General features: G+C 71.9%; 16 protein-coding genes. 10 read left to right on the top strand and 6 right to left on the bottom strand.

Translation table 11 applies throughout. The features are described 5' to 3' along the window. Nucleotides 1-41 precede the first annotated feature (41 nt). From ACIOMQ_RS14585 to ACIOMQ_RS14575, 3 genes are all read left to right on the top strand, one after another. Complete coding sequence (locus ACIOMQ_RS14585) at nucleotides 42-1,568, top strand: hypothetical protein (protein WP_402189123.1); 1,527 nt, start codon at nucleotides 42-44, stop codon at nucleotides 1,566-1,568. 172 nt (nucleotides 1,569-1,740) lie between these two features. Continuing rightward, complete coding sequence (locus ACIOMQ_RS14580; protein ID WP_362208920.1) at nucleotides 1,741-2,670, top strand: hypothetical protein; 930 nt, start codon at nucleotides 1,741-1,743, stop codon at nucleotides 2,668-2,670. A gap of 107 nt (nucleotides 2,671-2,777) precedes the next feature. Continuing rightward, on the top strand, nucleotides 2,778-7,556 hold the full coding sequence (locus tag ACIOMQ_RS14575; RefSeq protein WP_402189121.1) for a hypothetical protein: 4,779 nt from the start codon (nucleotides 2,778-2,780) through the stop codon (nucleotides 7,554-7,556). Between the two features lie 177 nt (nucleotides 7,557-7,733). Here ACIOMQ_RS14575 and ACIOMQ_RS14570 read toward each other — a convergent pair whose 3' ends face one another. Then, nucleotides 7,734-8,216 carry a hypothetical protein gene (locus ACIOMQ_RS14570; RefSeq protein WP_401270708.1) on the bottom strand — a complete coding sequence of 161 codons (483 nt, stop codon included), beginning with the start codon at nucleotides 8,214-8,216 and terminating at the stop codon, nucleotides 7,734-7,736. A 402-nt stretch (nucleotides 8,217-8,618) separates the two neighbouring features. Between ACIOMQ_RS14570 and ACIOMQ_RS14565 the strand changes: the two genes are divergently transcribed. Genes ACIOMQ_RS14565 through ACIOMQ_RS14550 form a run of 4 tightly spaced genes read left to right on the top strand, consistent with a single transcriptional unit; the run spans nucleotide 8,619 to nucleotide 12,983 of the window. Continuing rightward, nucleotides 8,619-11,525 (top strand): nitrate- and nitrite sensing domain-containing protein, encoded by a 2,907-nt coding sequence (locus ACIOMQ_RS14565; RefSeq protein WP_402189119.1) that lies wholly within the window; start codon nucleotides 8,619-8,621, stop codon nucleotides 11,523-11,525. Further along, nucleotides 11,522-11,965: a roadblock/LC7 domain-containing protein gene (locus tag ACIOMQ_RS14560; protein WP_362208912.1), complete on the top strand. Its 444-nt coding sequence runs from the start codon at nucleotides 11,522-11,524 to the stop codon at nucleotides 11,963-11,965. Before ACIOMQ_RS14565 ends, ACIOMQ_RS14560 begins: the two co-directional genes overlap by 4 nt. 9 nt (nucleotides 11,966-11,974) lie before the next feature. Further along, nucleotides 11,975-12,397, top strand: coding sequence for a DUF742 domain-containing protein (locus tag ACIOMQ_RS14555; protein WP_362208910.1), 423 nt, complete (start codon nucleotides 11,975-11,977; stop codon nucleotides 12,395-12,397). Beyond that, entirely contained in the window at nucleotides 12,378-12,983 is a 606-nt protein-coding gene (locus ACIOMQ_RS14550) for an ATP/GTP-binding protein (protein ID WP_362208907.1), read from the top strand. Before ACIOMQ_RS14555 ends, ACIOMQ_RS14550 begins: the two co-directional genes overlap by 20 nt. Before the next feature lie 138 nt (nucleotides 12,984-13,121). On the opposite strand, the gene ACIOMQ_RS14545 is transcribed toward ACIOMQ_RS14550, so the two are convergent. Together ACIOMQ_RS14545 and ACIOMQ_RS14540 are read right to left on the bottom strand one after the other, a co-directional pair. Next, nucleotides 13,122-13,469, bottom strand: a complete 348-nt coding sequence (locus tag ACIOMQ_RS14545) for a DUF962 domain-containing protein (protein ID WP_362208905.1) — start codon at nucleotides 13,467-13,469, stop codon at nucleotides 13,122-13,124. 116 nt (nucleotides 13,470-13,585) lie between these two features. Next, entirely contained in the window at nucleotides 13,586-14,395 is an 810-nt protein-coding gene (locus ACIOMQ_RS14540) for a M15 family metallopeptidase (protein WP_402189116.1), read from the bottom strand. Between the two features lie 68 nt (nucleotides 14,396-14,463). Here ACIOMQ_RS14540 and ACIOMQ_RS14535 point away from each other — a divergent pair, with 68 nt between their 5' ends. Next, entirely contained in the window at nucleotides 14,464-14,994 is a 531-nt protein-coding gene (locus ACIOMQ_RS14535; protein WP_402189290.1) for an NUDIX domain-containing protein, read from the top strand. Between the two features lie 36 nt (nucleotides 14,995-15,030). Here the strand turns inward: ACIOMQ_RS14535 and ACIOMQ_RS14530 are convergent, their stop codons facing one another. Further along, complete coding sequence (locus tag ACIOMQ_RS14530) at nucleotides 15,031-17,382, bottom strand: glycoside hydrolase family 31 protein (RefSeq protein ID WP_402189114.1); 2,352 nt, start codon at nucleotides 17,380-17,382, stop codon at nucleotides 15,031-15,033. 221 nt (nucleotides 17,383-17,603) lie between these two features. Between ACIOMQ_RS14530 and ACIOMQ_RS14525 the strand changes: the two genes are divergently transcribed. Next, the gene (locus ACIOMQ_RS14525) at nucleotides 17,604-19,580 is read left to right on the top strand and encodes an acetoacetate--CoA ligase (RefSeq protein ID WP_362208897.1); all 1,977 of its coding nucleotides are present in this window, start codon (nucleotides 17,604-17,606) and stop codon (nucleotides 19,578-19,580) included. Nucleotides 19,581-19,646: 66 nt separating this feature from the next. Beyond that, complete coding sequence (locus ACIOMQ_RS14520; protein ID WP_362208894.1) at nucleotides 19,647-20,582, top strand: hypothetical protein; 936 nt, start codon at nucleotides 19,647-19,649, stop codon at nucleotides 20,580-20,582. Nucleotides 20,583-20,641: 59 nt separating this feature from the next. Here the strand turns inward: ACIOMQ_RS14520 and ptsP are convergent, their stop codons facing one another. Then, nucleotides 20,642-22,312, bottom strand: a complete 1,671-nt coding sequence (ptsP, locus tag ACIOMQ_RS14515) for a phosphoenolpyruvate--protein phosphotransferase (RefSeq protein WP_362208891.1) — start codon at nucleotides 22,310-22,312, stop codon at nucleotides 20,642-20,644. Nucleotides 22,313-22,388: 76 nt separating this feature from the next. Next, entirely contained in the window at nucleotides 22,389-22,838 is a 450-nt protein-coding gene (locus ACIOMQ_RS14510; protein WP_362208889.1) for a PTS glucose transporter subunit IIA, read from the bottom strand. Nucleotides 22,839-23,231: the final 393 nt, after the last annotated feature.

The raw sequence follows: 23,231 nt of genomic DNA, 5'->3' as shown, positions 1-23,231 counted from the left end.
CGTTTCGACCGTTGTCAGTCTGAGGACCTAATCTGTGCAGCGTGACTTCGCCTGCCTACACGGACAACGCTGCGCCCCAGCTCAGCGCGGCGCCGCGGCCCGCCCCGGGCCCCGCCGCCGACGAGGGGCTCTCGCGGCGGCTGCGCGCGCTCGCCTGCACGGCGCCGCTGCACGACCTCGATGTGCGCAAGGCGAATCTGGCCGGTGAGTACACGGTCTACGCGATGGCCGAGGTCGCGCTCGCCGCGATCGACCTCGTCACCCTCAACATGGACTTCGACACCGGTGCCGACCACGACCAGATAGTGACCAGGCTCCTTCCCCGCGTCGCCGCCCAGGCTCCGGACCGCCCGGCCGCCGAGCACGAGCGGGTCGCCCGCTGGGTGCTGGAGAACCTCATCAACGTCGGCAGCGTCGACCGCGGATTCCGTGCGGTGTACGGCACTTTCGGCCCCGATGGGGTGTATGTCCGTCGCGATTACGACTTCAAGCTGATCGAAGAGGTCCCGGGATACGGCGGCACCGTCTACCTCCGGGCCACCGACGAAGCGGTCAACGTCCTGGTCGGCGCCCTCGACACCGACGTCACCAGCGCCCAGATCGCCGCCGAGGTGAAGCTGGAGGTCCTCATCAGCCGGGGCCGCCTCGCGGATGCCCAGCTCGCCGCCGAACAGGCCCGCTACCGCACCGTGCAGTACGCCGAGACCCTCCGCAAGACGCTGGAGGCCACCCGGCGCAACGTCCGGGCCGTCGACTGGCTCAACGCCGTCCCCGACATGATCGCCGAGGCGCTCGATCACGTCGCCGACCGTTACCGCCACGAGAACGCGATCCTCACCAACATCCGCAAGGCGCGCGACGAGGCCGAGGAGCCCGAGCACAAGCGACGCGCCGCCGAACTCGTCGACATCGTCAAGGACTGCATCCGCCGCCACACCCAGCTCCAGTCCCGACTGCTGGAAGCCGGGCCGCTGTTCCGCGCCGAACAGGACCGGCAGGCGTTCGCCGCCCCCATGGCCCGCAGCGGCCTCGACCTGTACGGCCAGCTCGTCGCCCCTCTGCTGCCGCTCCCCGTGGAAGAGGCCATCCGCGTCACCGACGCGTTCTTCGCCCACGGCACCGGACTGCGCACCCCCACCTCGGTACGGGTGGGCGACCTCGTCGACATGCTGCTCACCCCGCCCCTGGAACGGGAACACCTGGGCGCCGAGATGCCCGAACCCGATCTCATCGCCACCCCGGACGACAGCAGGTTCAGCGAGGAACAGCTCGCGAGCGCCATGGAACTCCTCGACCTGGAGCACGACGCCCCGCGCCGGCTCTCCGGACTCCTCGCGGAGGCCCGCCGCCGCGACCCCGAACTGCCCTATCTGGTAGCCCTGCTCGCGGTGCACGCCGCCAGCCCGCCGGTCGGCACCGCCTACCGGCAGGGCGAGCAGCGCCTGTTGTTCTCCGTCGACGACGGAACGCAGCTCGACGACCCGGAGTTCGGCGGCGCCGACCTGATAGTGGGCACAGCCCTGCTGGACGCGGCCGGAATGGCCGCAGACCGCTCGGAGGCATCATGAGCGGCGTGCCGCGGGAGGCACACCGGTCGCCGATCCGGCCGCCGCACCCCGGCCGTGGGCACCGCCGCCCCGCCGGCGGACCGGCCGGCACCGCACCGCTCGGGACGGATGCCGCGAGAACCGCTTCCGTCCACCCCGTACCGAAGATCTTCCGCAGCAAGGAGCGACCGTCGTGAGCGACCACCGCGCACAGCACGCCGACGCGTGGAGCGAGCCGACCGCCGCGTACGCGACCGAGAGCACGGCGCCCGCCGACCCGGCCGGCCCCGCCGCGACCGCACCCGTCACCCCGGCCGACACAGCCGACGCGGCCCGGCTCGTCGCCTTCGGACTGCAGCCCAAACTGCTGCCCGCACGCGATGCCGAATACGCCGAACTCCTGCGCCGCTACCGGGAGGAGCCCGCTTTCGCCCGGCTCGCCGACGCCGTGGCGACCGGACTCGGCCTGGTCGTTCTGGAGGTGTCCACCCGCGCGGGCATGGCCGTGACCGCCGGTGAGGACTCGGTCTTCGCCGTCCGCATGGGCGACTACGCCCGCCGCGCCTCCTCCGACTCCGCCGACCGCTTCCTGCACGGGCTCGCCCACCTCGCCGTCGCCGCGATGGCGTTCCCCCGCCCCGAGGACCTCGCCGACGACGCGTACATCGGCCGGATCACCGTCAACGGCGTCGACTCGTTCGTACGCCAGGCCTGCCACCGCCTGGAGGAGCGCGCCGAGGAGCACGGCGACAACACCGACCCGGCCACCGACCACCCCGGGCTGGAAGCGGCCTGGCGGATCTACGCCCGGCGCAGCTCCACCGGGGCGACGAAGGACGCCCGGAGGCTGGCCGGCTCCACCACCGGCATCGTCGGCAAGGCCGTCGCCTTCCTCACCGACTCCGGCTTCCTCCAGCGCACCGGGGACGACGCCGGAGGCGCCTTCCGTACCACCGCCCGCTACCAGCTCCAGGTCCGCGACATGGCCGGCAGCGCCGCCATGGCCGAACTCCTGGAACTCGGAGTCGTGCCGGTCAGCGACGGCACGGCGACGCTCCTGCCGCCGCCCGACTCCGACGACCTGGAGCTGGCCGCCGACGCCGGTCTGCCCTTCCACGCCTGACCCCCGCCCCACCACCGCCGTCCCCACAACCATCGCCGTCCCCCCACCATCGCCGCCCCACCACCGCCCTCTCCCTCCCGCTGTCTGAACGACGAGAGTCCGCCGCCATGTACGAGCTGTCCCGGGTCCGCCTCTACTCCATCGGGCCTGCCGGTGCGCGCTACGCCGACACCGTGCTTGACCTGCGCGGAGTGGGCGAACCCGTGCCCCGTCCCGCCCCGGCCCAGGCGGAGTTCTTCGAGGAGGAACCGGTCGGCCCGCCGCGCCGCCCCGCCCCCGCCGGGGTGCTCTTCCTGGAGAACGGCGGCGGCAAGTCGGTGCTGCTGAAGCTGATCTTCTCGGTGATGCTGCCCGGCCACCGCAACACCCTCGGCGGCGCCAGCTCCGGGGTGCTGCGCAAGTTCCTGCTCGCCGACGACTGCGGGCATGTCGCCCTGGAGTGGCAGCACACCCTCACCGGCGAGTGCGTGGTCGTCGGCAAGGTCAGCGAGTGGCGCGGCCGGCAGGTCTCCAACGACCCGCGGAAGTTCACCGAGGCGTGGTACTCCTTCCGCCCCGGCCCCGGGCTCAGCCTGGACTCCCTGCCGGTCGCCGAGGCCACCTCCGTGCACCGCCCCGTCGAGGGCGCCTCCGGCGCGCAGGGCCGACGGCGCACGATGAAGGGCTTCCGCGACGCCCTGACCGAGGCGGGCAAGTTCTACCAGCACCTCGATGTGCACTGGGAAGAGATCCACGACCGCTGGAACGAGCACCTCGGCGACCTCGGCCTCGACCCGGAACTCTTCCGCTACCAGCGCGAGATGAACGCCGACGAGGGCGAGGCGGCCGGCCTCTTCGCCGTCAAGAAGGACTCCGACTTCACCGACCTGCTCCTGCGCGCCGTCACGGACACCCGCGACACGGACGGCCTCGCCGACCTGGTCAGCGGCTTCGGCAACAAGCTGGGCCGCCGCGCCGAGCTGACCGCGGAGCGCGACTTCACCGCCGGCTCGGTCGATCTGCTCGGCCGGATCGTGGAGGCCACCGGCACCCGTTCCCACGCCCGGGACATCCACGCGGGCGCCGAGCGCCGCACCCGTACGCTCGCCCGCAGGCTCTCCGCCCGCGCCGGCCAGGAGCGCGGCCGGGCCGCCGAACTGGCCCAGCAGGTCACGGGCGCGGCTCACACCGTCACCGCGGCCGAGGAGGCCCGCAGCCGCAGCGCGCTGATCGCGGCGGAACTGGCCTACCGGCACGCCTCCCTGGCCCTCACCGCGGCGGAGAAGAGCGCGGCCGCCCAGCGCCGCGAACTGGGCGATGCCCGCACCCTGCACTCCGCCTGGCAGGCCGCCGAGGCCGTACTGCGCCACCGCGCCGCCGCCGACCGCTCCGCACGGGTCGCCGTCGCCATCCGCGAGGCCGAGCGCGACGCCGCACCCGCGCTCGCCGCCCGCGCGGACGCGGCCGCCGATCTCGTACGGGCCCTGCACACCGCGGCGGAGGCCGGCGAGACGCTGGCCAACGAGGAGGAGGAGCGCTCCGACACGCTCCAGACAGCGGGCGAGACCGCTCACCGCGACGCCACCACCGCGGCGACCGAGGCCCAGCGCGCCCGCAGCGAGGCCGGACACCTGCGCCAGCGCCTCGCCGAGGTCGAGCAGGAGACGGCCGAGGCGGTACGGGCCGGCTGGCTCGACAACACCGCACCGGACGCGGACCCGGCGCGCGCCGCCCTCGCCGCCAGCGACGCCGAGCAGTCCGCCGTCGCCGCGTGGGACACCGCGAGGGAGGCCGCCCGCTCGGCAGCCGACCGGGCCAGGGAAGCCGCGGCCGCAGAGAGCCGCGCCGAACTGGCCGCGGCGCGCGCCGCCGACGCCGCGCAGGCCGCGGAACACTCGTACGAGGCCGAGCTCAGGGCCGCCGAGTCGATCGCCGCCGACCGCCGCCTGGCCGACCTGCTCGGCCTGCCCGCCGCGCAGGACGCCGGCGTGCCCCGGCCCCGCCGCGGACCGGCGGGCACGGAGACGGACCCCGACGCCCCGCACGGCGCGGACCACCAGAACCCCACCGACCGCGCGGATCAGGGCCAGGCCGCGCACACCGGCACGGCCGAACAGCCCGACGCCTGCGAACAGCCGCTCACCGCCGAGGAGTTCGACCGCAGCGCCGACGAACTGCGGGAGCTGCTCGACCAGGGCATCGCCGCCGCCGAACGCCGCCTCTTCGAACTGCGGACCGCGGCCGCCGACGACTCCCGCATCCTCGGCGCGCTCGGCGACGGCGGACTGCTGCCGCCCGGCCCCGACGTCCTCGCCACCGTCGAATACCTCGGCGAACACGGCATCCCGGCCCTGCCCGGCTGGCGCTACCTCGCCCAGGCCGTCGACCCCGCCGATCACGCGTCCGTACTCGCCGCCCGTCCCGAACTGGTCGACGGCGTGGTCATCACCGACCCCGACTCGCACGCCCGCGCCCGCGAGGTCCTGAGCGGCGCCGCCCTGCTGCCGCGCTCCGCCGTCGCCGTGGGTACCGCCGCCGCGCTGCTCGCCCCCGTCCCGGCCACCGGCACGGGCTCGGCCGCGAGCACGGAAGGAGTCTTCCTCGTCCCGCCGAACCCGGCGATGCACGACGAACACGCCGCCGACGAGGAGCGGCAGGCCCTCAGGAGCAGGGCCGCCGCCCGCGACGAGGACATCCGCACGCTCGCGGCCCGCCTCACGGCCGACCGCTCCCTCGCCGCCCGCATCGGCTCCTGGCGCGCCGACTGCCCGCCCGGCAGGCTGGCCGAGCTCGCCGAAGCCGCGCGCACCGCCCGTACGGCCGCCCAGACAGCGGAAGCCGCGCTCGCCGAAGCCCGTACCGTGCGCGCCGAGGCCGACGAGGCCGCCGCGGACACCGCCCGTGTCCGCGACGAACGCCAGGAGGCCGCTCAGCGTGCCCGACGGGCCGCCGACGCGCTCGCGGGCCTCGCCTTCCGGCTCCGCGAACGCGCGGGCTGGCAGGCGAAGCTGCGCGAACTGATCGACGAGGCGGCCGAGTCCGAGGCCCGCGCCACCGTCTGCCTGGAGCGGGCCCGCGCCGCCGACGAGGACCGCAGGGCCGCCCAGCGCGCCGCGGACGACGCCCGCCGCACGGCCCGCGCCCTGCGTGCCGAACGTGCCGAGATCGCGGGTGCGCCCGAGCACCTCCCGGAGCCCGCGCCCGACGCCCCGCGCCGCGCGCTCCCCGCGCTGCGGGAGGCATACCGGGCCGCGTCCCAGCTGTACGAGAAGGTGGGCGTCGGCGCCGACCTGCGCGCCGAACAGGCCCGCGCGGAGAGCGACGAGAGCGCCGCTCTGGCCGAACTGGACCGGCTCACCAACAAGGTCCGCACCCGGGCCGCCCAGCTCCTCGAAAGCACCGACGGCGCCGACGGCCCCTCCCGGCAGGCGGCCGCCGCCCGCGCCGAGTCCCTGGTCCAGCTCCTGGAGACCCGCGCCTCCGCCGCGAGCGAGCAACTGGGCCGGCTGCGGGGCGAGGCCGAGCGCCTGGCACCGGTCGACGGCGAGACCCACCACACCGAACTCCCCGACGAGCTGGTCCCGGCCGACGCCGAGCAGGCCCAGACTCTCCTGCGCAGCGCCACGGCCGAACTGGCCGCCGCCACCGCGACCCTGGACACCGCACGGGCCGCCCACGCCGAACTGCTGCACGCCCACCGCACCGCCGAGGACTCGGCGGGCGGCTTCGACGAGACCGCGGCACTCCTGCGCGACCTCCTCCGGGACCACGGCGCGGACGACGACACGGAGGCCCCCGAGCCGTACCCGGGCAGCCTCGACGAGGCCCGGCAGTCCGCCGCCGAGGCCCGCCGTTCACTGCGTGGCTGCGCCGCCGACCTGTCCGCCGCCGAGAGCGCCGTACGCGAAGCGAGCGACGTCCTCGTACGGCACGCCAACTCCACCCGCTACGAACAGGTCCGCACCCCCGCCCGCCAGCAGATCCGCGAGCTGCCGGCCGCGGCGCTGCCCGAGCACGCGGAGAAGTGGGCCGCCGCTTTCGCGCCCCGGCTCCGGGTCCTCACCGACGAGCTGGCCCAGCTGGAGCGCAACCGCGACTCCATCGTCGACCGGCTCCGCGGCCTCGTGGAGTCCGCGCTCACCACCCTTCGCTCCGCCCAGCGGCTCTCCCAGCTCCCCGAAGGGCTGGGGGAGTGGTCCGGCCAGGAGTTCCTCCGGATCCGTTTCGAGGAACCGGACCAGGCGACGCTCACCGAGCGGCTCGGCGACGTCATCGACGAGGCCACCCGCGCCGCCCTGAAGAAGAACTCCGACCTGCGCAGGGACGGCATGTCCCTCCTGCTGCGCGGCGTGCAGGCGGCGCTGGAGCCCAAGGGCATCGCCGTGGAGATCCTCAAGCCGGACGCGGTGCTCCGTGCCGAACGCGTCCCGGTCGGCCAGATGGGCGATGTCTTCTCCGGGGGCCAGCTGCTCACCGCGGCCATCGCCCTCTACTGCACGATGGCCGCACTGCGCAGCAACGACCGCGGCCGTGACCGCCATCAGCACCGGCACGCGGGCACGCTCTTCCTGGACAACCCCATCGGCCGCGCCAACGCCACCTATCTCCTGGAACTCCAGCGCGCGGTGTCGGACGCCCTCGGTGTGCAGCTGCTTTACACGACCGGTCTGTTCGACACCACGGCGCTCGCCGAATTCCCGCTGGTGATCCGGTTGCGCAACGACGCGGACCTGCGGGCCGGGCTGAAGTACATCAGCGTGGAGGAGCACCTTCGTCCCGGGCTGCCGCAGCAGGACCCGAACGGTGGGACGGTGCACGGCGAGATCACCGCCACCCGCATGTTCAAGCGCACCACGACACCGCCCGACACCGCCCGGACACCCTCTGCGGACTCGTCCAGCGAGTAACAGCGAACAACAGCGAACAACGTCGGACAACAGCGAACAACGTCGGACAACGGCGAGCACCAGGGACGGAGCAGCGAGGACGAGGCTCCTGGACCGGGGGCGGGGCGGCGGACCGGGCCCGACTCCCGAACCCGGTCCACCGGGCGGACTCTGCACCGCCCGGTGGACCGGCGCCGCTCAGGCCTGCGAGAGGCTGCCCGCGCCCCGGCGGCGTATCCGGGCATCGTCCCGCCGCGCGGTCCGCGCTGCTCGTCGTGCTCTGCGCCGCTCACGGCGCAACTGCCGCGCCGAACTGCTCGGCACGGACACCACGCCGTTGCGCTGATTCCAGACCTGCCGGGTGACCCAGACGTCCAGCACCGACCAGGTCGCGACCACGGTGCTGCCCACACCGCTCAGCACCATCGGAAAGGCCAGCCAGGACCCCGCCAATGTGCACAGGAACGCGACCACGGCCTGGATGATCGTCAACGACATGATGAGCACGGCACGCACAGCGGCCGTACGCACCGGATCCGGCATCCGCCGACGTGTCGCCGGCTCCTCCACCCAGAGCTGCCGACGCTCCTGGCGTGGGATCCTCGCCCCGCCGGTCGCTGCCGAGGCCGCCGTCGCGACCGGTGCCGGCGGCACCGGGCTCCGACGCTCTTCCGTATCCAAGGACCCTCAACTCCCCACCGCTGTCCGACTTCAGGGTTGTTGCCCGGCGTACGCCGTGTCTACGCGGGCGGATCGGACCGTCTGCCCCGAGCGCTCCCCGTGTTCTCCCTGCCCCGTACAGAGAGACGAGTGACCAGCTGTGAAGATTCCCTCGAACCGTCATCGAACGAAGAATTCAAGCCAACTGCCCTGACGGATCGTATGCTGCTCCGACCGGTCTCTTCTGCCGCTTTCGCGAATTTAATAGCCCGGAATACCCGGACAACTCATGATCAACAACGGGGAGTCCGGCTGAAAAACATCACGGACATCTCTTCGAGTTGCCTGGCTGTCAGTAGTAGGCTCGCGCCGTTTGTTGACGGAACACGATCCCCGACCCGTGGGGTCGGTCTGGGGGAGGCCATGCGCTTTCGCGGGAAGTCCATCCGCAGGAAGATCGTGGCCCTGCTGCTGGTGCCGCTCGTCTCCCTCACCGGACTCTGGGGTTTCGCCACGTTCCTGACGGGGCGCGAGGCAAGCCACCTGCTGAGTGCGAGCACCATCGTGGAGAAGGTGGGCCATCCTCTGGAGGACACCGTCCGCGCGATCCAGGACGAGCGCCGCCAGACCGTGGTCTTTCTCGCCGACCCCAGAGCATCCAATGCCCTTCCCCTTCTGCGGCGCCAACGAGCGGCCACCGACCGCGTCGTCGCGGACGTCCAGGACAGTGCACGGCAGAAGGGCATTCGCGACGCACTGAGGCCCGAGGACGAGACCCAGCTGAATGCGGTCCTCCGCACGGTCGAGGGCCTTGGCGCGCTCCGCGATTCGGTCGAGAAACGCACCATCGACCGTCTGAAGGCGATGGAGTTCTACGACCGTCTCATAGATCCCTGCTACCGCTTTCTGAACGGTCTCCGCACGATCGAGAACGTGTCGATGGACAAGCAGGTCCGCGCCCTGGCCGGTATCTCACGAGCCCGCGAAATGCTCTCCCGCGAAGACGCCCTGGTGGCCTCGGCGCTCGTCGCCGGCCGGCTCTCCGCCGCCGAACTGCGCCAGATCTCCGACCTCGTCGCCAATCGGAAGCTGCTCTACGAGACAAATGGCGAGATGCTTCCCTCGTCGGAACGCCAACGCGTCGAGCAGTACTGGGCGAGCCCGGACAGCGAAGCACTGAGAACGGCCGAGAGCACGCTCCTCAACGGTGGTCCCACCCAGGACCCGCGAGCGGTCGACGCCGAGCGCTGGCAGGAGGTCGCTCCGCCCGTCCTGGACCGGCTGGCCAGCGACTCCACCGAGATGAACAACCGCTTCCAGGACCGCGGCAAGCCCGCCGGCTACAGCGTCCTGATCAAGGCGGGCGTCGCGGGCGTCCTCGGCTTCCTCGCCCTGCTCGCCTCGGTGTTCGTCTCCGTACGCATCGGCCGTGAGCTCATCCGTGACCTCTCCCGGCTCCGCAAGGACGCCCACGAGGTCTCCGGCATACGGCTGCCGAGCGTGATGCGCCGCCTCGCCGCCGGTGAACAGGTCGATGTCGAGACCGAGGCACCGCGCCTCCAGTACGAACGGGACGAGATCGGACAGGTCGGACAGGCTCTCAACACCCTGCAACGGGCGGCCGTCGAAGCCGCGGTCAGGCAGGCGGACATGCGACGCGGGGTGTCCGAGGTCTTCGTCAATCTCGCCCGCCGCAACCAGGTGCTGCTGCACCGGCAGTTGACGCTCCTGGACACCATGGAGCGCCGCACCGAGAACACCGATGAACTCGCGGACCTCTTCCGCCTCGACCACCTCACCACGCGCATGCGACGCCATGCCGAGGGCCTGGTGATCCTCTCCGGTGCCGCGCCGTCCCGTCAGTGGCGCAAGCCGATCCAGTTGATGGACGTGGTACGGGCGGCGGTCGCCGAGGTCGAGGACTACGAGCGGATCGAGGTCCGCAGGCTGCCCCGCTTCGGTGTGGGCGGCCCCGCTGTCGCCGACCTCACCCATCTGATCGCCGAACTCCTGGAGAACGCCACCGTGTTCTCGCCCCCGCACACCGCGGTGCAGGTGCTCGGCGAACGCGTCGCCAACGGTTTCACGCTCGAAATCCACGACCGGGGCCTCGGCATGGCCCCGGATGTCCTCCTCGACGCCAATCTGAGGCTCGCCGAGACCCCGGAGTTCGAGCTCTCCGACACCGACCGGCTCGGTCTCTTCGTGGTCAGCCGTCTCGCCCAGCGGCAGAACGTCCGGGTCTCGTTGCAGACCTCTCCGTACGGTGGCACGACCGCGGTCGTCTTCATTCCCGCGGCGCTCCTCACCGACGCACCGGACACGCACGGCACCGGATTCCGGCTCGACCGCCGGTCCGAGAAGGCGATCGGCAGCGCAAAGGCGGCCGGACAGGTACCGGGCGGCGACAAGGACCGCAGGGACGGCGCGCCCGACCGCCGGGCCACCGGCAGGTCCTCCGGCCTGGCCCCCGTCCCCACCGGCCTCGTGGACCCGGCCCTCCTGGACGGACCGGTGGAGCTCGAAGGACCCGTGGAAGCACTGGGCTTCGAGAACGACCCCGTACTCGATCCCCTGCTCGACCCCCTGCCCGGCGGCGTGTCCGACATCGACGACACCGAGAGCGAACGCGGAGGCATCTTCCGCTCCCGCGACCTCCGGCGCGACGGTGACCGCGAACAGCACCAGCAGGCGTCCGACCAGGCGGGACAGTCCGCGGCCGGTGTACGGGCGAGACGTCCCGGCGGCCCGGTGCCGCTGCCCCGCCGCAAACCGCCGATCCTGGTCACCGACAACGGCCGCCGGGTCGACGAGGCGGGCCGCGCCCACCCCGCGGCCGCCGAGCACGACCCCGCTTCCGGCCCCGACGGTCCCACCCGTGACGCCGGGTTCAGGCCGCCGGCCGCCGGCCCGCGGCTCTCCGCCGCCGACACCGGCGGGCCCTCCGAGCCGCGGCAGCCCACCGAAATCCGGCAGCCCGCCGGCTTCCGGAAACCCACCGGTCCTGCCGCGCCCACCGAACCCGTCGCGCCGACTGAAACCGCGCCCCCGGCAGCCCCGGGCGCGGCCCCCGAGACGGTGGGCGGCCTGCCCCGGCGCATCAGGCAGGCAAGCCTCGCCCCGCAGCTTCGCGAAGTCTCCGGCGGCCGCGATGCGGAGCCGGTCCGTACGGAACCGGACCAGGACTTCGAGCGCGATGCGGACGAGGTGCGCAGCCGCATGGCTTCGCTCCAGCGCGGCTGGCAGCGCGGCCGGAGGCAGAACGCCGAGGACGTGACCGGTCCCGGTGACACAGCACAAGGAACCACTTCGGGAGGGGACGGTCGATGACCGCACCGAACGCCGCAGCACCCAACACCGCACGCCAGGGCTCCGGCCAGCTGAACTGGCTCCTCGACGAACTCGTCGAGCGCGTCGCCAGCATCCACAAGGCGCTGGTGCTCTCCAGCGACGGCCTCGCCACCGGCACGTCCAAGGATCTGACCCGCGAGGACAGCGAACATCTGGCGGCCGTCGCCTCCGGATTCCACAGCCTCGCCAAGGGGGTGGGGCGCCACTTCGACGCGGGCCGGGTGCGCCAGACCGTCGTCGAACTCGACGAGGCGTTCCTCTTCGTCACGGCGGCCGGTGACGGCAGCTGTCTCGCCGTGCTGGCCGATGCCGACTCCGACGTCGGCCAGGTGGCGTACGAGATGACGCTGATGGTCAAGCGCGTCGGCGCCCACCTGGCCAACGCTCCCCGGACGACCGGTCTGTCCGCCGGGGGGTGAGGGGACGGCATGAGCGCTGACTTCTCCAGATCTCCGGCCGTGCCCGCGGACCCGCAGGCATCGCGCTGGTACGACGCCGATGCGGGACCCGTGGTCCGTCCGTACGCGATGACCCGGGGCCGTACCAGCAGCGCCTCCCGCCATCGCCTCGACCTGATCGCGGTCGTCGTCCCCGAACCCGCGGCCGACGACCCCGGCCGGGACCAGACGCTCTCCCCGGAACATGTGGAGATCGTCGAACTCTGCAGTGACATGCCCCAGTCGATCGCCGAGCTCGCGGCCGGCCTGGACCTCCCCGTAGGGGTGGTCCGGGTGCTGGTCGGTGATCTCGTCGAGGACGAGCTGGTGCACGTAACCCGTCCCGTTCCGCCGGCGGAGCTGCCGGATGTGAACATTCTTCGCGAGGTGATCAATGGCCTTCGGGCGCTCTAGCCGCAACAGGCGGCCCGTGGAGCCCGTTACCCTGAAAATCCTGGTGGCGGGCGGCTTCGGAGTGGGCAAGACGACTCTGGTCGGCGCGGTCAGCGAGATCAGGCCGCTGCGTACGGAGGAGAGACTCAGCGAGGCGGGCCGCCCGGTGGACGACGTGGCGGGCGTGGAGGCCAAGACCACCACCACCGTGGCCATGGACTTCGGCCGGATCACCCTCCGCGAGGACCTGGTGCTGTACCTGTTCGGCACCCCGGGGCAGGACCGCTTCTGGTTCCTGTGGGACGAACTGGCCCAGGGCGCGCTGGGCGCGGTCGTGATCGCGGACACCCGGCGGCTCCAGGACTGCTTCGCGGCGGTCGACTACTTCGAGCGCCGCAGGATTCCCTTCACCGTCGCCGTCAACTGCTTCGAGGGAGCGGACAAGTTCGCCACCGAGACGGTGCAGGCGGCGCTGGACCTCGATCCCGAGGTGCCGGTCCTGATGTGCGACGCGCGCGACCGCTCCTCCGCGCGGGACGTGCTGGTGACGGTCGTCGAGCATGCGGTGGCCCGTGCGGAGCGCCCCCGCGAGCCCGCCACGACGTAGCGGCCCGTACGGCGACCGCGGTACGGACAACGCGGCCCGCACCCCCGCCGACCGGGGTACGGGCCGCGCGTCACTGCCTGACCGCGCAAGGATTTTTCACCCGGCGTGAGGGGCCGTCAAGGCTGCCGGCGGGAGCGGTCAGCGGTTGTCGGCGAGCCACTTGGCCGCGATCTCCGCCAGCTCCCGGTCGCGGCCCGCCAGCATCATCCGGATCATCTGCACGTCGCCACGCAGCGACCAGGCCGGGTGCCCGAAGGTGGCCGGATTGTTCTTCTCGATGAGGAAGTGCGCGGGCCAGGCGGTCCCGTACCCGATCAGGGGCAACGCGGCCGCGTACCTCTTGCGGCCGCGCGCCAGGCCGTACGCGGTGACCGCGAGCCCGGTGAGGGTGCCCGTCAGATGGACCCAGCGGGTCGCGGCCCGGGAGTGCATCGCGACGTAGTAGGGCCAGAACTCTTCGTAGGAATCGAACGTCTGCTGTGGCATACGGGCACCGTAACGGCTGGGGTGGCAACCGGAAACGGTCGGTTCGCGTCCGAGAGGAAGAGCGGGCGGCCGGGACCCACGGGGGTGGTCCCGGCCGCTCTTTCTCCGCACGTGTGTCAGTGCCCCGCGACGGACCTCCTGGCCACCGGGAAGTCGAAGTAGGTGTCCGGGAACAGCTCGGGCTTGAACGTGTAGTGCCACCATTCCTCGGCCAGATTCACGAAACCGGCATTGGCGAGCGTCTTCCGCAGGAACTGCCGATGGGCACGCTGAGCTCCCTGGATACGGGGGTCGTCCGTGTGGGAGAGCGTGTCGAAGCAGTCGAACCCCGTGCCCATGTCCAGGGAGTTGTCGGGGAAGCGGTCGGAGCGGGGCGCGTAGCAGGGCACCTGCTGCCCGCCCGGCAGGTACGGTCCGGTCGGTGCGGCCGGCAGTTCCACCAGCGTCAGATCCACCGTGCTGCCGCGGCTGTGTCCGGATTTCTCCGCGATGTAGCCGTCGGCGAACAGCCGTGCCTTGTCGACGCGCGGATAGAACTCGCCCTTCATGGTCTCGTCACCGAGATCCTTCGCCCACCGTACGAAGTGGTCGACCGCCCGCTGCGGCCGGTAGCAGTCGTACACCTTCAGTGAGTAGCCCTGCGCCAGCAGCCGGGTCTGCGCGCGGTGCAGGGCCAGGGCCGCCGGCCGGGTCAGGATGCAGAGCGGCTGACGGTAGCCGTCCACCGGCACGCCCATGAAGTTGTGCGCGGTGGGGTAGCGCATCTCCTGGATGATCGTCGGATCCACCGAACGCAGCGCGACGAACTCCTCAGGGGCCTTCGGCTCGGGCCCCGCCTGCGCCACGGGGGCGGTGGCGGTGACGGCGAGCAGGGCGGCGGCAGCGGCAGTGGCCAGGACACGGAGAGCGGAAGCGATACCTGTCATGAGCACATAATCCAGCAGAACGGCACGCCCGGCGGGCGATCGGATACAGTCCGCGCGTGTCCGCCCCCATGAGCGACCCCGAGAAGCCGGCCAAGGACTCCCACTGCGGCAGCTGCGGAGCGCTGTTCGCCGCGTCGGCGACCTCCGCCGCCTGGCCCCGCACCTGCGCCGCCTGCGGAGAAAAGGCCTACCGCAACCCGCTGCCGGTCGCCGTGGCGCTGCTCCCCGCCACCGACCGGGACGGCACCGGCCTCGTCGTCATCACCCGCACCGTCCCGCCCCACCGCGGCGGCCTCGCGCTCCCCGGCGGCTTCATCGACCACGACGAGGACTGGAAGCACGCCGTCGTACGCGAACTGCGCGAGGAGACCGGCATCGAAGCCGGCGCTGAGGACGTGCGCCTGGCCGATGCCCTCAGCGCCCCGGACGGCCATCTGCTCCTCTTCGGCCTGCTCCCGGAACGCCCCGCCGACAGCCTCCCGCCCTCCGTGCCCACCGACGAGACCTCCGGCTTCCACCTGCTCCGCACACCCACCGAGCTCGCTTTCCCCCTGCACACCCGGGCCGTCCGCACCTGGTTCGACGGGGGCTACCCCTGACCGGCCCGAGGCCACTTCCGGAACACGGCGCGCGGCCTACAACCCGCGGACGCGCACCGGACCGTTCACCGGCCCCTCCTCACCCTCCCGCTCCACCACAACCTCCCCGTCCACCAGCCGCGACGTATACCGCTCGACCTCCGCCCGCTCCCAGCCGTCACCCGCGTCCCGGACCACCAGACCACCACCACTGCGCCCCGCGGCCGGAGCCCACACCTCCAGCTCCACACCCCCGTCGGCGCCCCGCACGGGCAGCACCGAACCCGCCCGCGCCAACACCGGAACCCGCGACAACGGAGCATCGAGCAACACCTGACCGGGCCCCTCGTACGCCTCACCCGTCGCCGTGTCGTACCAACGCCCCCGCGGCAGCCGCACCGCCCGGCGGTCCGCGCCACGCTCCAGCACAGGCGCCACCAGCAGGGCGTCACCCAGCAAGAACGCGTCTTCGCAATCCCGCAACGACCGCTCACCCGGCGTACCCCACCAGAGCGGTCGCACATACGGTGCACCGGTCAGCCCGGACAGTTGCGCCAGCGTCACGAAGTAGGGGTGGAGCCGCTCCCGTTCCTTCAGCGCGGCCCGCGCGTGCTCAAGCACCCCCGGCCCGAACTCCCACGGCTCCCGCCGCCCCGCGTCGACGGCGCTGTGGGTACGGAACAAGGGCAGGTACGCACCCAGCTGGAACCACCGCAGATACAGCTCCGGCGACGGCGCCCCGTCGAACCCGCCCACATCAGGCCCCGAATACGGAACCCCGCACAGCCCCAGCCCCAGCACCAGCGCCAGCGAGGCCCGCAGCCCGGGCCAGCCGGTCTCCACATCCCCGGACCAGGTCCCCCCGTACCGCTGCATCCCCGCCCAACCGGAACGCGAGAACAGAAACGGACGTGTCTCCGGCCGCAGCCGACGGAGCCCTTCGTACCCGGCACGCGCCATCGCGAGCCCGTACACATTGTGGGCCTCGCGATGATCACCCCCGCGGCCCTCCAGGCAGTGCCGCGCCGACCGCGGCAGCGTCGGATCCCCGAACGCCGCGAACGACACCGGCTCGTTCATGTCGTGCCACACACCGGAGAACCCCTGCGTGAACCGCTCCTCGTACAGCCCGCCCCACCAGTCCCGCACCTGCGGATCGGTGAAGTCCGGATACACGCACTCACCCGGCCACACCTCCCCGCGCACCAACCGCCCGCGCGCGTCCCGGACGAACGCCCCGCGGCTCCCGACCGCCGCGCCCGAGTCGAACACCGCGTTCCCCGGCTCCGCCTTCACCGCGGGATCGACGATCGACACCAGCCGCACCCCGTCCTCCCGCAACTCCTTCGCCAGCCCCGGAAGATCGGGAAAGCGCCCGCGGTCGACGGTGAACACCCGGTGCGCGTCGTAGTGGTCGATGTCCAGATGCAGCACCGACAGGGGCAACCCCCGCTCCCGGTAACCGGCGACGACCCGTCGCACCTCCCGCTCGCTCCCGAACCCCCAACGGGCATGCTGCGGACCCAGCGCCCAGGACGGCGGCAGCGCGGGCGCACCCGTCAGCGCCGTCCAGCCCTGCAACACGCGGGCCGGCGTACCGGCCATCACCCAGCAGCGCAGCGGCCCCCCGTCCATCCGTACCTCGCACATCCCCGGGCGGTCGTGGCCGGATCCCGCGCCCTCCTCGCCCTCGCGCAGCGTCACCCGCCCCGACCAGGAATTGTCGTGGAACAGCAGATGCGTCCCCGCATCGGAGACCACCAGCTGCACCGGCATCGTCAGGTACAGCGGATCGTCATCCGGCCCGAAGCGCCCACCCGGATCGGTGTTCCACAGCCGGTACACACCGTCCCGCAACCGCGGCCCGGACGCCCGCCCGCCGAGCCCGAAGAACCGGGCATCCGCCGGCACCTCGGACCGCTGCACCCAGCGAGCGGCACCGCCCGCGACCGGCTCCCACCAGCGCGGCGGCAGCTCGCGCCGGAGCACCACCCCGCCCGGCGTACGCAGCTCCACGGCCCCGTGCCGCGACACCGCGACGGTCAGCCGCTCCGAGACGACCTGCCAGCCGCCGTCCTTGTCCGGCTCCAGCTCGGCCCGCGGATCCGCCTCCGGCGCCGCGCCGGGCAACGCGTACGACGGCAGCGGGTCCGCCCCGTCCCAGCCCCAGAACACCGCCCCGCCCACTGCCACCCGGACCCGCAACTCCGAACGCGCGAACCGCACCACACCCCCGCCCGGCCCCGGCTCCGCCCCCACCACGAGGCCCGGCACCCTCGCCCGCTCCGCACCGCGCCGGGGCAGCGCCCGCGCATCCGCATTCCGGCGCCGCCAGGAGGAGCGCATCGTGCGCAGCCCCCGCACCGAACCGACCATCTTCACCGAGCGCACCAGGTCACGACCGTTCATGCAGCTCACCCTGCCACCCGACAGGGCGGGTGCGGGCGCCGTTCAACTTCCGTTCACCCGTGGCCGGACCACATGTCCGGACACGCGACCATGGGCGACGAACCCTGGTGCGAAAGACGATCACGTGGCATCGTCCGTAAAAGCCGCCTCACGCGCACACCCCAGCACGTGTGCGCGCGACCCACGCCCACCCCGCGTACCCGTACAGTCAGGGAGCCGCCATGACCGCAGCAGCCAACGACGCCCCCCTCTGGCAGCCCGGCCCCGACCGCATCGCGGCCGCCGCCGTCACCCGCTTCCAGAACTGGGCGGCCGAGCGCTACGGAGCACCGGCCGAAGGCGGCTACCAGGCGCTGCACCGCTGGTCGGTCGACGAGCTCGACACCTTCTGGCGGGCCGTCGCCGACTGGTTCGACGTACGGTTCTCCACCCCGTACGAATCCGTCATCGGCGACCGCACCATGCCCGGCGCCCAGTGGTTTCCCGGCGCCACCCTCAACTACGCGGAACACGCGCTGCGCACCGCCGACGACCCCCTGCGCGCCGACGCCCCCGCCCTGATCCACGTCGACGAGACCCACACCCAGGTCCCCCTCTCCTGGTCCGGACTCCGCCGACAGGTCGGATCGCTCGCCGCCGAACTCCGCGCCCTCGGCGTCGCACCGGGCGACCGCGTCAGCGCCTACGTCCCCAACATCCCCCAGGCGGTCGTCGCCTTCCTCGCCACCGCGGCCGTCGGCGGCGTCTGGACCTCCTGCGCCCCCGACTTCGGCGCCCGCAGCGTCCTCGACCGCTTCCAGCAGGTCGAACCGGTCGTCCTCTTCACCGTCGACGGCTACCGCTACGGCGGCAAGGAGCACGACCGCACCGACACGGTCGCCGAGCTGCGCCGCGAACTCCCCACCCTGCGCGCCGTCGTCCACATCCCGCTGCTGGGCACCGAGGCCCCGGAGGGCGCCCTCGACTGGTCCGCCCTCACGTCGGCGGACACCGAGCCCGTCTTCGAACAGGTCCCCTTCGACCATCCGCTGTGGGTGCTCTACTCCTCCGGCACCACCGGACTCCCCAAGGCGATCGTCCAGTCCCAGGGCGGCATCCTGCTGGAACACTTCAAGCAGGTCGGACTGCACTGCGACCTCGGCCCCGACGACCGCTTCTTCTGGTACACCTCCACCGGCTGGATGATGTGGAACTTCCTCGTCTCCGGCCTGCTGACCGGGACGACACTCGTGCTGTACGACGGAAGCCCCGGCTACCCGGACGTCAGCGCCCAGTGGCGCGTCGCCGAACAGACCGGAGCAACCCTCTTCGGCACCTCCGCCGCCTATGTCATGGCCTGCCGCAAAGCCGGCGTCCACCCGGGCCGCGACTTCGACCTCTCCCGCGTCCAGTGCGTCGCCACCACCGGCTCCCCGCTCCCGCCCGACGGATTCCGCTGGCTCCACGACGAGGTGGACGACAACCTGTGGATCGCCTCCGTCAGCGGCGGCACCGACGTCTGCAGCTGCTTCGCCGGCGCGGTCCCCACCCTCCCCGTGCACATCGGCGAGCTCCAGGCACCGTGCCTCGGCACGGACCTCCAGGCCTGGGACCCCGCGGGCAAGCCACTCATCGGCGAGGTCGGCGAGCTCGTCGTCGCCGCACCCCTGCCCTCCATGCCGATCCGCTTCTGGAATGACCCCGACGGCAGCCGCTACCACGACAGCTACTTCGACATGTACCCCGGAGTCTGGCGCCACGGCGACTGGATCACGATCACCGAACACGGCTCCGTCGTCATCCACGGCCGCTCCGACTCCACCCTCAACCGCCAGGGTGTCCGGATGGGCTCCTCTGACATCTACGAAGCCGTCGAACGGCTCCCCGAGATCCGCGAGTCCCTCGTCATCGGCCTCGAAGAGCCCGACGGCGGGTACTGGATGCCGCTCTTCGTCCACCTCGCCGACGGTGCCTCGCTCGACGACGACCTGCGCGACAGCATCAAGCAGACCATCCGCGCGAACCTCTCCCCGCGCCACGTCCCGGACGAGATCATCGAGGTTCCCGGTATCCCGCACACCCTCACCGGCAAGCGCATCGAGGTTCCGGTCAAACGCCTCCTGCAAGGCACAGCCCTGGCCAAGGCGGTCAATCCCGGCTCGATCGACAACCTCGAACTCCTCCACTTCTACGAGGACCTCGCCCGCAAGCGGCGCTGACCCCCGCACTGTCAGTGCCCCTGATTACTCTGAGTGAGCAATGATCGACAGCGCACTGGGGGAGTCATGGCGCACACCAGGAACACCAAGCAGGACAAGACCATCGGGACCGGCGAGTACGGGCGGTCCCGGACATCCATGCGACGCACGCTGCGCCGCGAAGCACCCAGCACCGTCGGCCTCCTGGCCGACGAGCAGGACTTCGCGGCGATGCAGCGCTATCGCACCTTCACCTTCGACGACCACACCGTCTACCTCCAGCAGGTCGAAGGCCTGCTGAAGGCCCTCGCCGCACAGGGCGTGCACGCCACGGTCGCCCTCTTCGACCCCGAGGAGTACGCGGAGTTCTGCACCGAGTCCGGAATCGCTCCCGACACCCCTGCCAGCCGCAGCCGCTTCACCGCCGAAATCGCCTCGATCGGCGCCACCGTCGCGTACACCGGGCAACCCATCGACACCCTGATCCCACTCCTGGTCGGTCGAGCCGTCCGCCGGGCCACCTGGGAATACGCCACGATGACCCTGGCCGGCCTCGGAGCATGCGCCGACTGCGGACAGGACATCGGCCGCGCCGCCTTCGACCGGGCCTCCCACCTCCTGCTGCGCATGCTGGAGACGGCCGGCCCGGGCACCCACCACCTCGTCTGCAGCACTCCCACCGAGACCGAGCACCTGCTCGCGGTCCTGCACACCGAGCGCGACACCACGGGGCCCGCCCGCCTCGAAACAGCGGAAGGAGCCGAATTCGTCACGGTGCTCGCCGTAGGCATCGCCCTCGAAAAGCCCGGAGGAGTCGTACTCCGGACGAGCAGCCCCGGGACCCAGGACCGGGTCCACGGCTGGCGGCTGGCCCGCGGCAGCCTGGTCCCGCTCACCGCCGGCGAGGTCTTCAGCGCCTACTGCACCGACGCCGACACCGGCGAACCCGTCGCTCCGGAGTCGCACGTGGAGTACTGCGCCGGCTTCGACATCGGGGCGGACGAGCCGGAGACGCACCACTGACAGGCCGAAGGGGCTCCCCGCCATCGGCAGGGAGCCCCTTCGCCACAGACACCGCAGGGCTACTCGCCCGACAGCACGGCCTGAGCCGCCACCCGCGCCTCTTCGGCGGAGTCGGCCGCCCGCGCGGCAGAAGCGGCACGCTCGCACTGCGCGAGCGTGTACTTCGCCAGCGTGGCGCGGACATAAGGAATGGACGCGGCACCCATCGACAGCGACGTCACACCCAGCCCCGTCAGGACACAGGCGAGCAGAGGATCGGAGGCGGCTTCACCACAGACACCGCAGCTCTTGCCCTCGGCCCCGGCCGCCTCCGCCGACAGCGCGACCAGATCGAGCAGCGCAGGCTGCCAAGGATCCTGCAGCCGCGACACCGCGCCCACCTGACGGTCGGCGGCAAAGGTGTACTGCGCCAGGTCGTTGGTACCCAGCGAGAGGAACTCGACCTCCTGCAGGATCGAGCGTGCCCGCAGCGCGGCTGACGGAATCTCCACCATCGCACCGAATTTCGCCGCCAGCCCGGCCTCGCGGCAGGCGTCGGCGAAGGCCTTCGCGTCCGCACGGTCCGCCACCATCGGAGCCATGACCTCAAGATGGACAGGCAGACCCTCGGCCGCCTTCGCCAGCGCGGTCAACTGGGTCCGCAGCACCTCGGGGTGGTCCAGCAGGCTCCGCAGCCCACGCACACCCAGTGCCGGGTTGGGCTCGTCCGCCGGCGTCAGGAAGTCCAGCGGCTTGTCGGCACCGGCATCCAGCACCCGCACCACGACACGCCCCTCGGGGAACGCCTCGAGCACCGCCCGGTACGCCGCGACCTGCTTCTCCTCGGACGGCGCCCGCTTGCTGTCGTCCAGGAACAGGAACTCGGTACGGAACAGCCCCACACCCTCCGCACCGGCCTCGACGGCAGCCGGTACATCGCCCGGCCCGCCCACATTGGCGAGCAGCGGGACCTTGTGACCGTCGGAGGTCGCCCCAGGACCGGTCGAAGCGGACAGCACGGCCTTGCGAGCGGCAGCGGCGCTCTCCAGCTCCGCACGCTTCTCGGCGCTGGGCTCGACGAAGATCTCACCGGTGCTGCCGTCCACCGCGACGACCGTGCCCTCGGCCAGCTCACCGGCCCCCGGAAGCGCCACCACGGCAGGCACACCGAGTGCCCGCGCCAGGATCGCGCTGTGACTGGTGGGCCCACCCTCCTCGGTCACGAAGCCGAGCACCAGGGCAGGGTCGAGCAGCGCCGTGTCGGCGGGCGCCAGGTCCCTGGCGATCAGCACATAGGGCTCGTCGCTGTCCGGTACACCGGGCATCGGCACACCGAGCAGACGTGCCACGATCCGATTGCGGACATCGTCGAGGTCGGCGACCCGCCCCGCGAGGTACTCACCGGCGTTGGCGAGCAGCGCCCGATAGGCGGCGAACGCGTCGTAGACGCCGCGTTCGGCGGTGCTGCCGACGGCGATGCGCCGATCCACATCGGCGATCAGCTCGGGGTCCTGCGCCATCATGGCCTGAGCCTCGAGCACATGCTGGGCCTCGCCGCCGGCAAGGTTGCCGCGCGCGATCAGATCGGCCGCCACGGCTTCCACCGCCTGGCGGGCGCGCCCCTGTTCGCGCTCCGCCTCCTCGGCCGGGATCTGCTTCGCCGGCGGTTCGAGCACCGCCGTACCCATATGACGCACCTCGCCGATCGCCACTCCGTGACTCACGCCGACGCCTCGCAGCGTTGTCTCCATTTCACCCGTCCCCGGTTGTGCGGCGGTCCGTGCCTCCGCGGTGGATATCCAGTCGGCCGTCATCGCGCCGAGTCCGTCACTGCCAACCGAACAACGTGTCGCCAATCTTGACGTCGCCGTCCTCCCGGACATCGGAGAGGGAGTCAGCAGTCGCCTCCAGCGCCACGATCGGGCACACGGGCGACTTGCCGGTGGCCTCGACGCCCGCAGGGTCCCACCGCACGATCCCCTGGCCGCGGGTGACCGTGTCCCCCTTGTTCACGAGTAGCTCGAAGCCCTCGCCATTGAGCTGGACGGTGTCGATGCCGAGGTGGACGAGCACGCCGTGTCCCTGCCCGTCGACGACGACGAACGCGTGCGGGTGCAGGGAGACAACGATGCCGTCGACCGGTGATACGGCCTCGGACGGCTCGCGCACGGGATCGATGGCGGTTCCAGGACCCACCATCGCGCCGGAGAAGACCGGGTCCGGCACGGCGGCGAGCCCGATGGCACGTCCGGCAAGGGGGGACGTCACAGTGGTCATGGGGAACCTCCCAGGGGTGGAGCTCGAATGGCGCCGTCACGGCTTGCAGACGACAGCGTGCTGTTCAGCAGAGTAAGTCATAAGAAGTTCCGGTTCCGCCCGAGTCCTGGCGGTTCGTGACCATCGGAGGAGCACCGGAAACGATTTGCCTCGACTCTCGGCTGCCTGTACTGTCATACCCCTGCCTGGCCCCAGTACGACTTCACGTCGGGGGTCGGCGGCGACTTTTAAGCCCTGACCCTAACTCGGATCGGCACCTGCATGCCTGCAGGAGGTTGGTCAAGGGGAATGAAAAGGCCTGATAGAGTCGGACTCGCCGGAAAGGGAAACGCGAAAGCGAAGAACTGGAAAGCAACCCCGCTTCGACCGGGAATCGGACACGAAAGAGTCTGA

Source organism: Streptomyces sp. NPDC087845 (genome assembly GCF_044742755.1).
GTDB lineage: Bacteria > Actinomycetota > Actinomycetes > Streptomycetales > Streptomycetaceae > Streptomyces.
The sequence above is the reverse complement of the archived record's forward strand: the minus strand, read 5'-3'. Positions and strand labels throughout refer to the sequence as shown.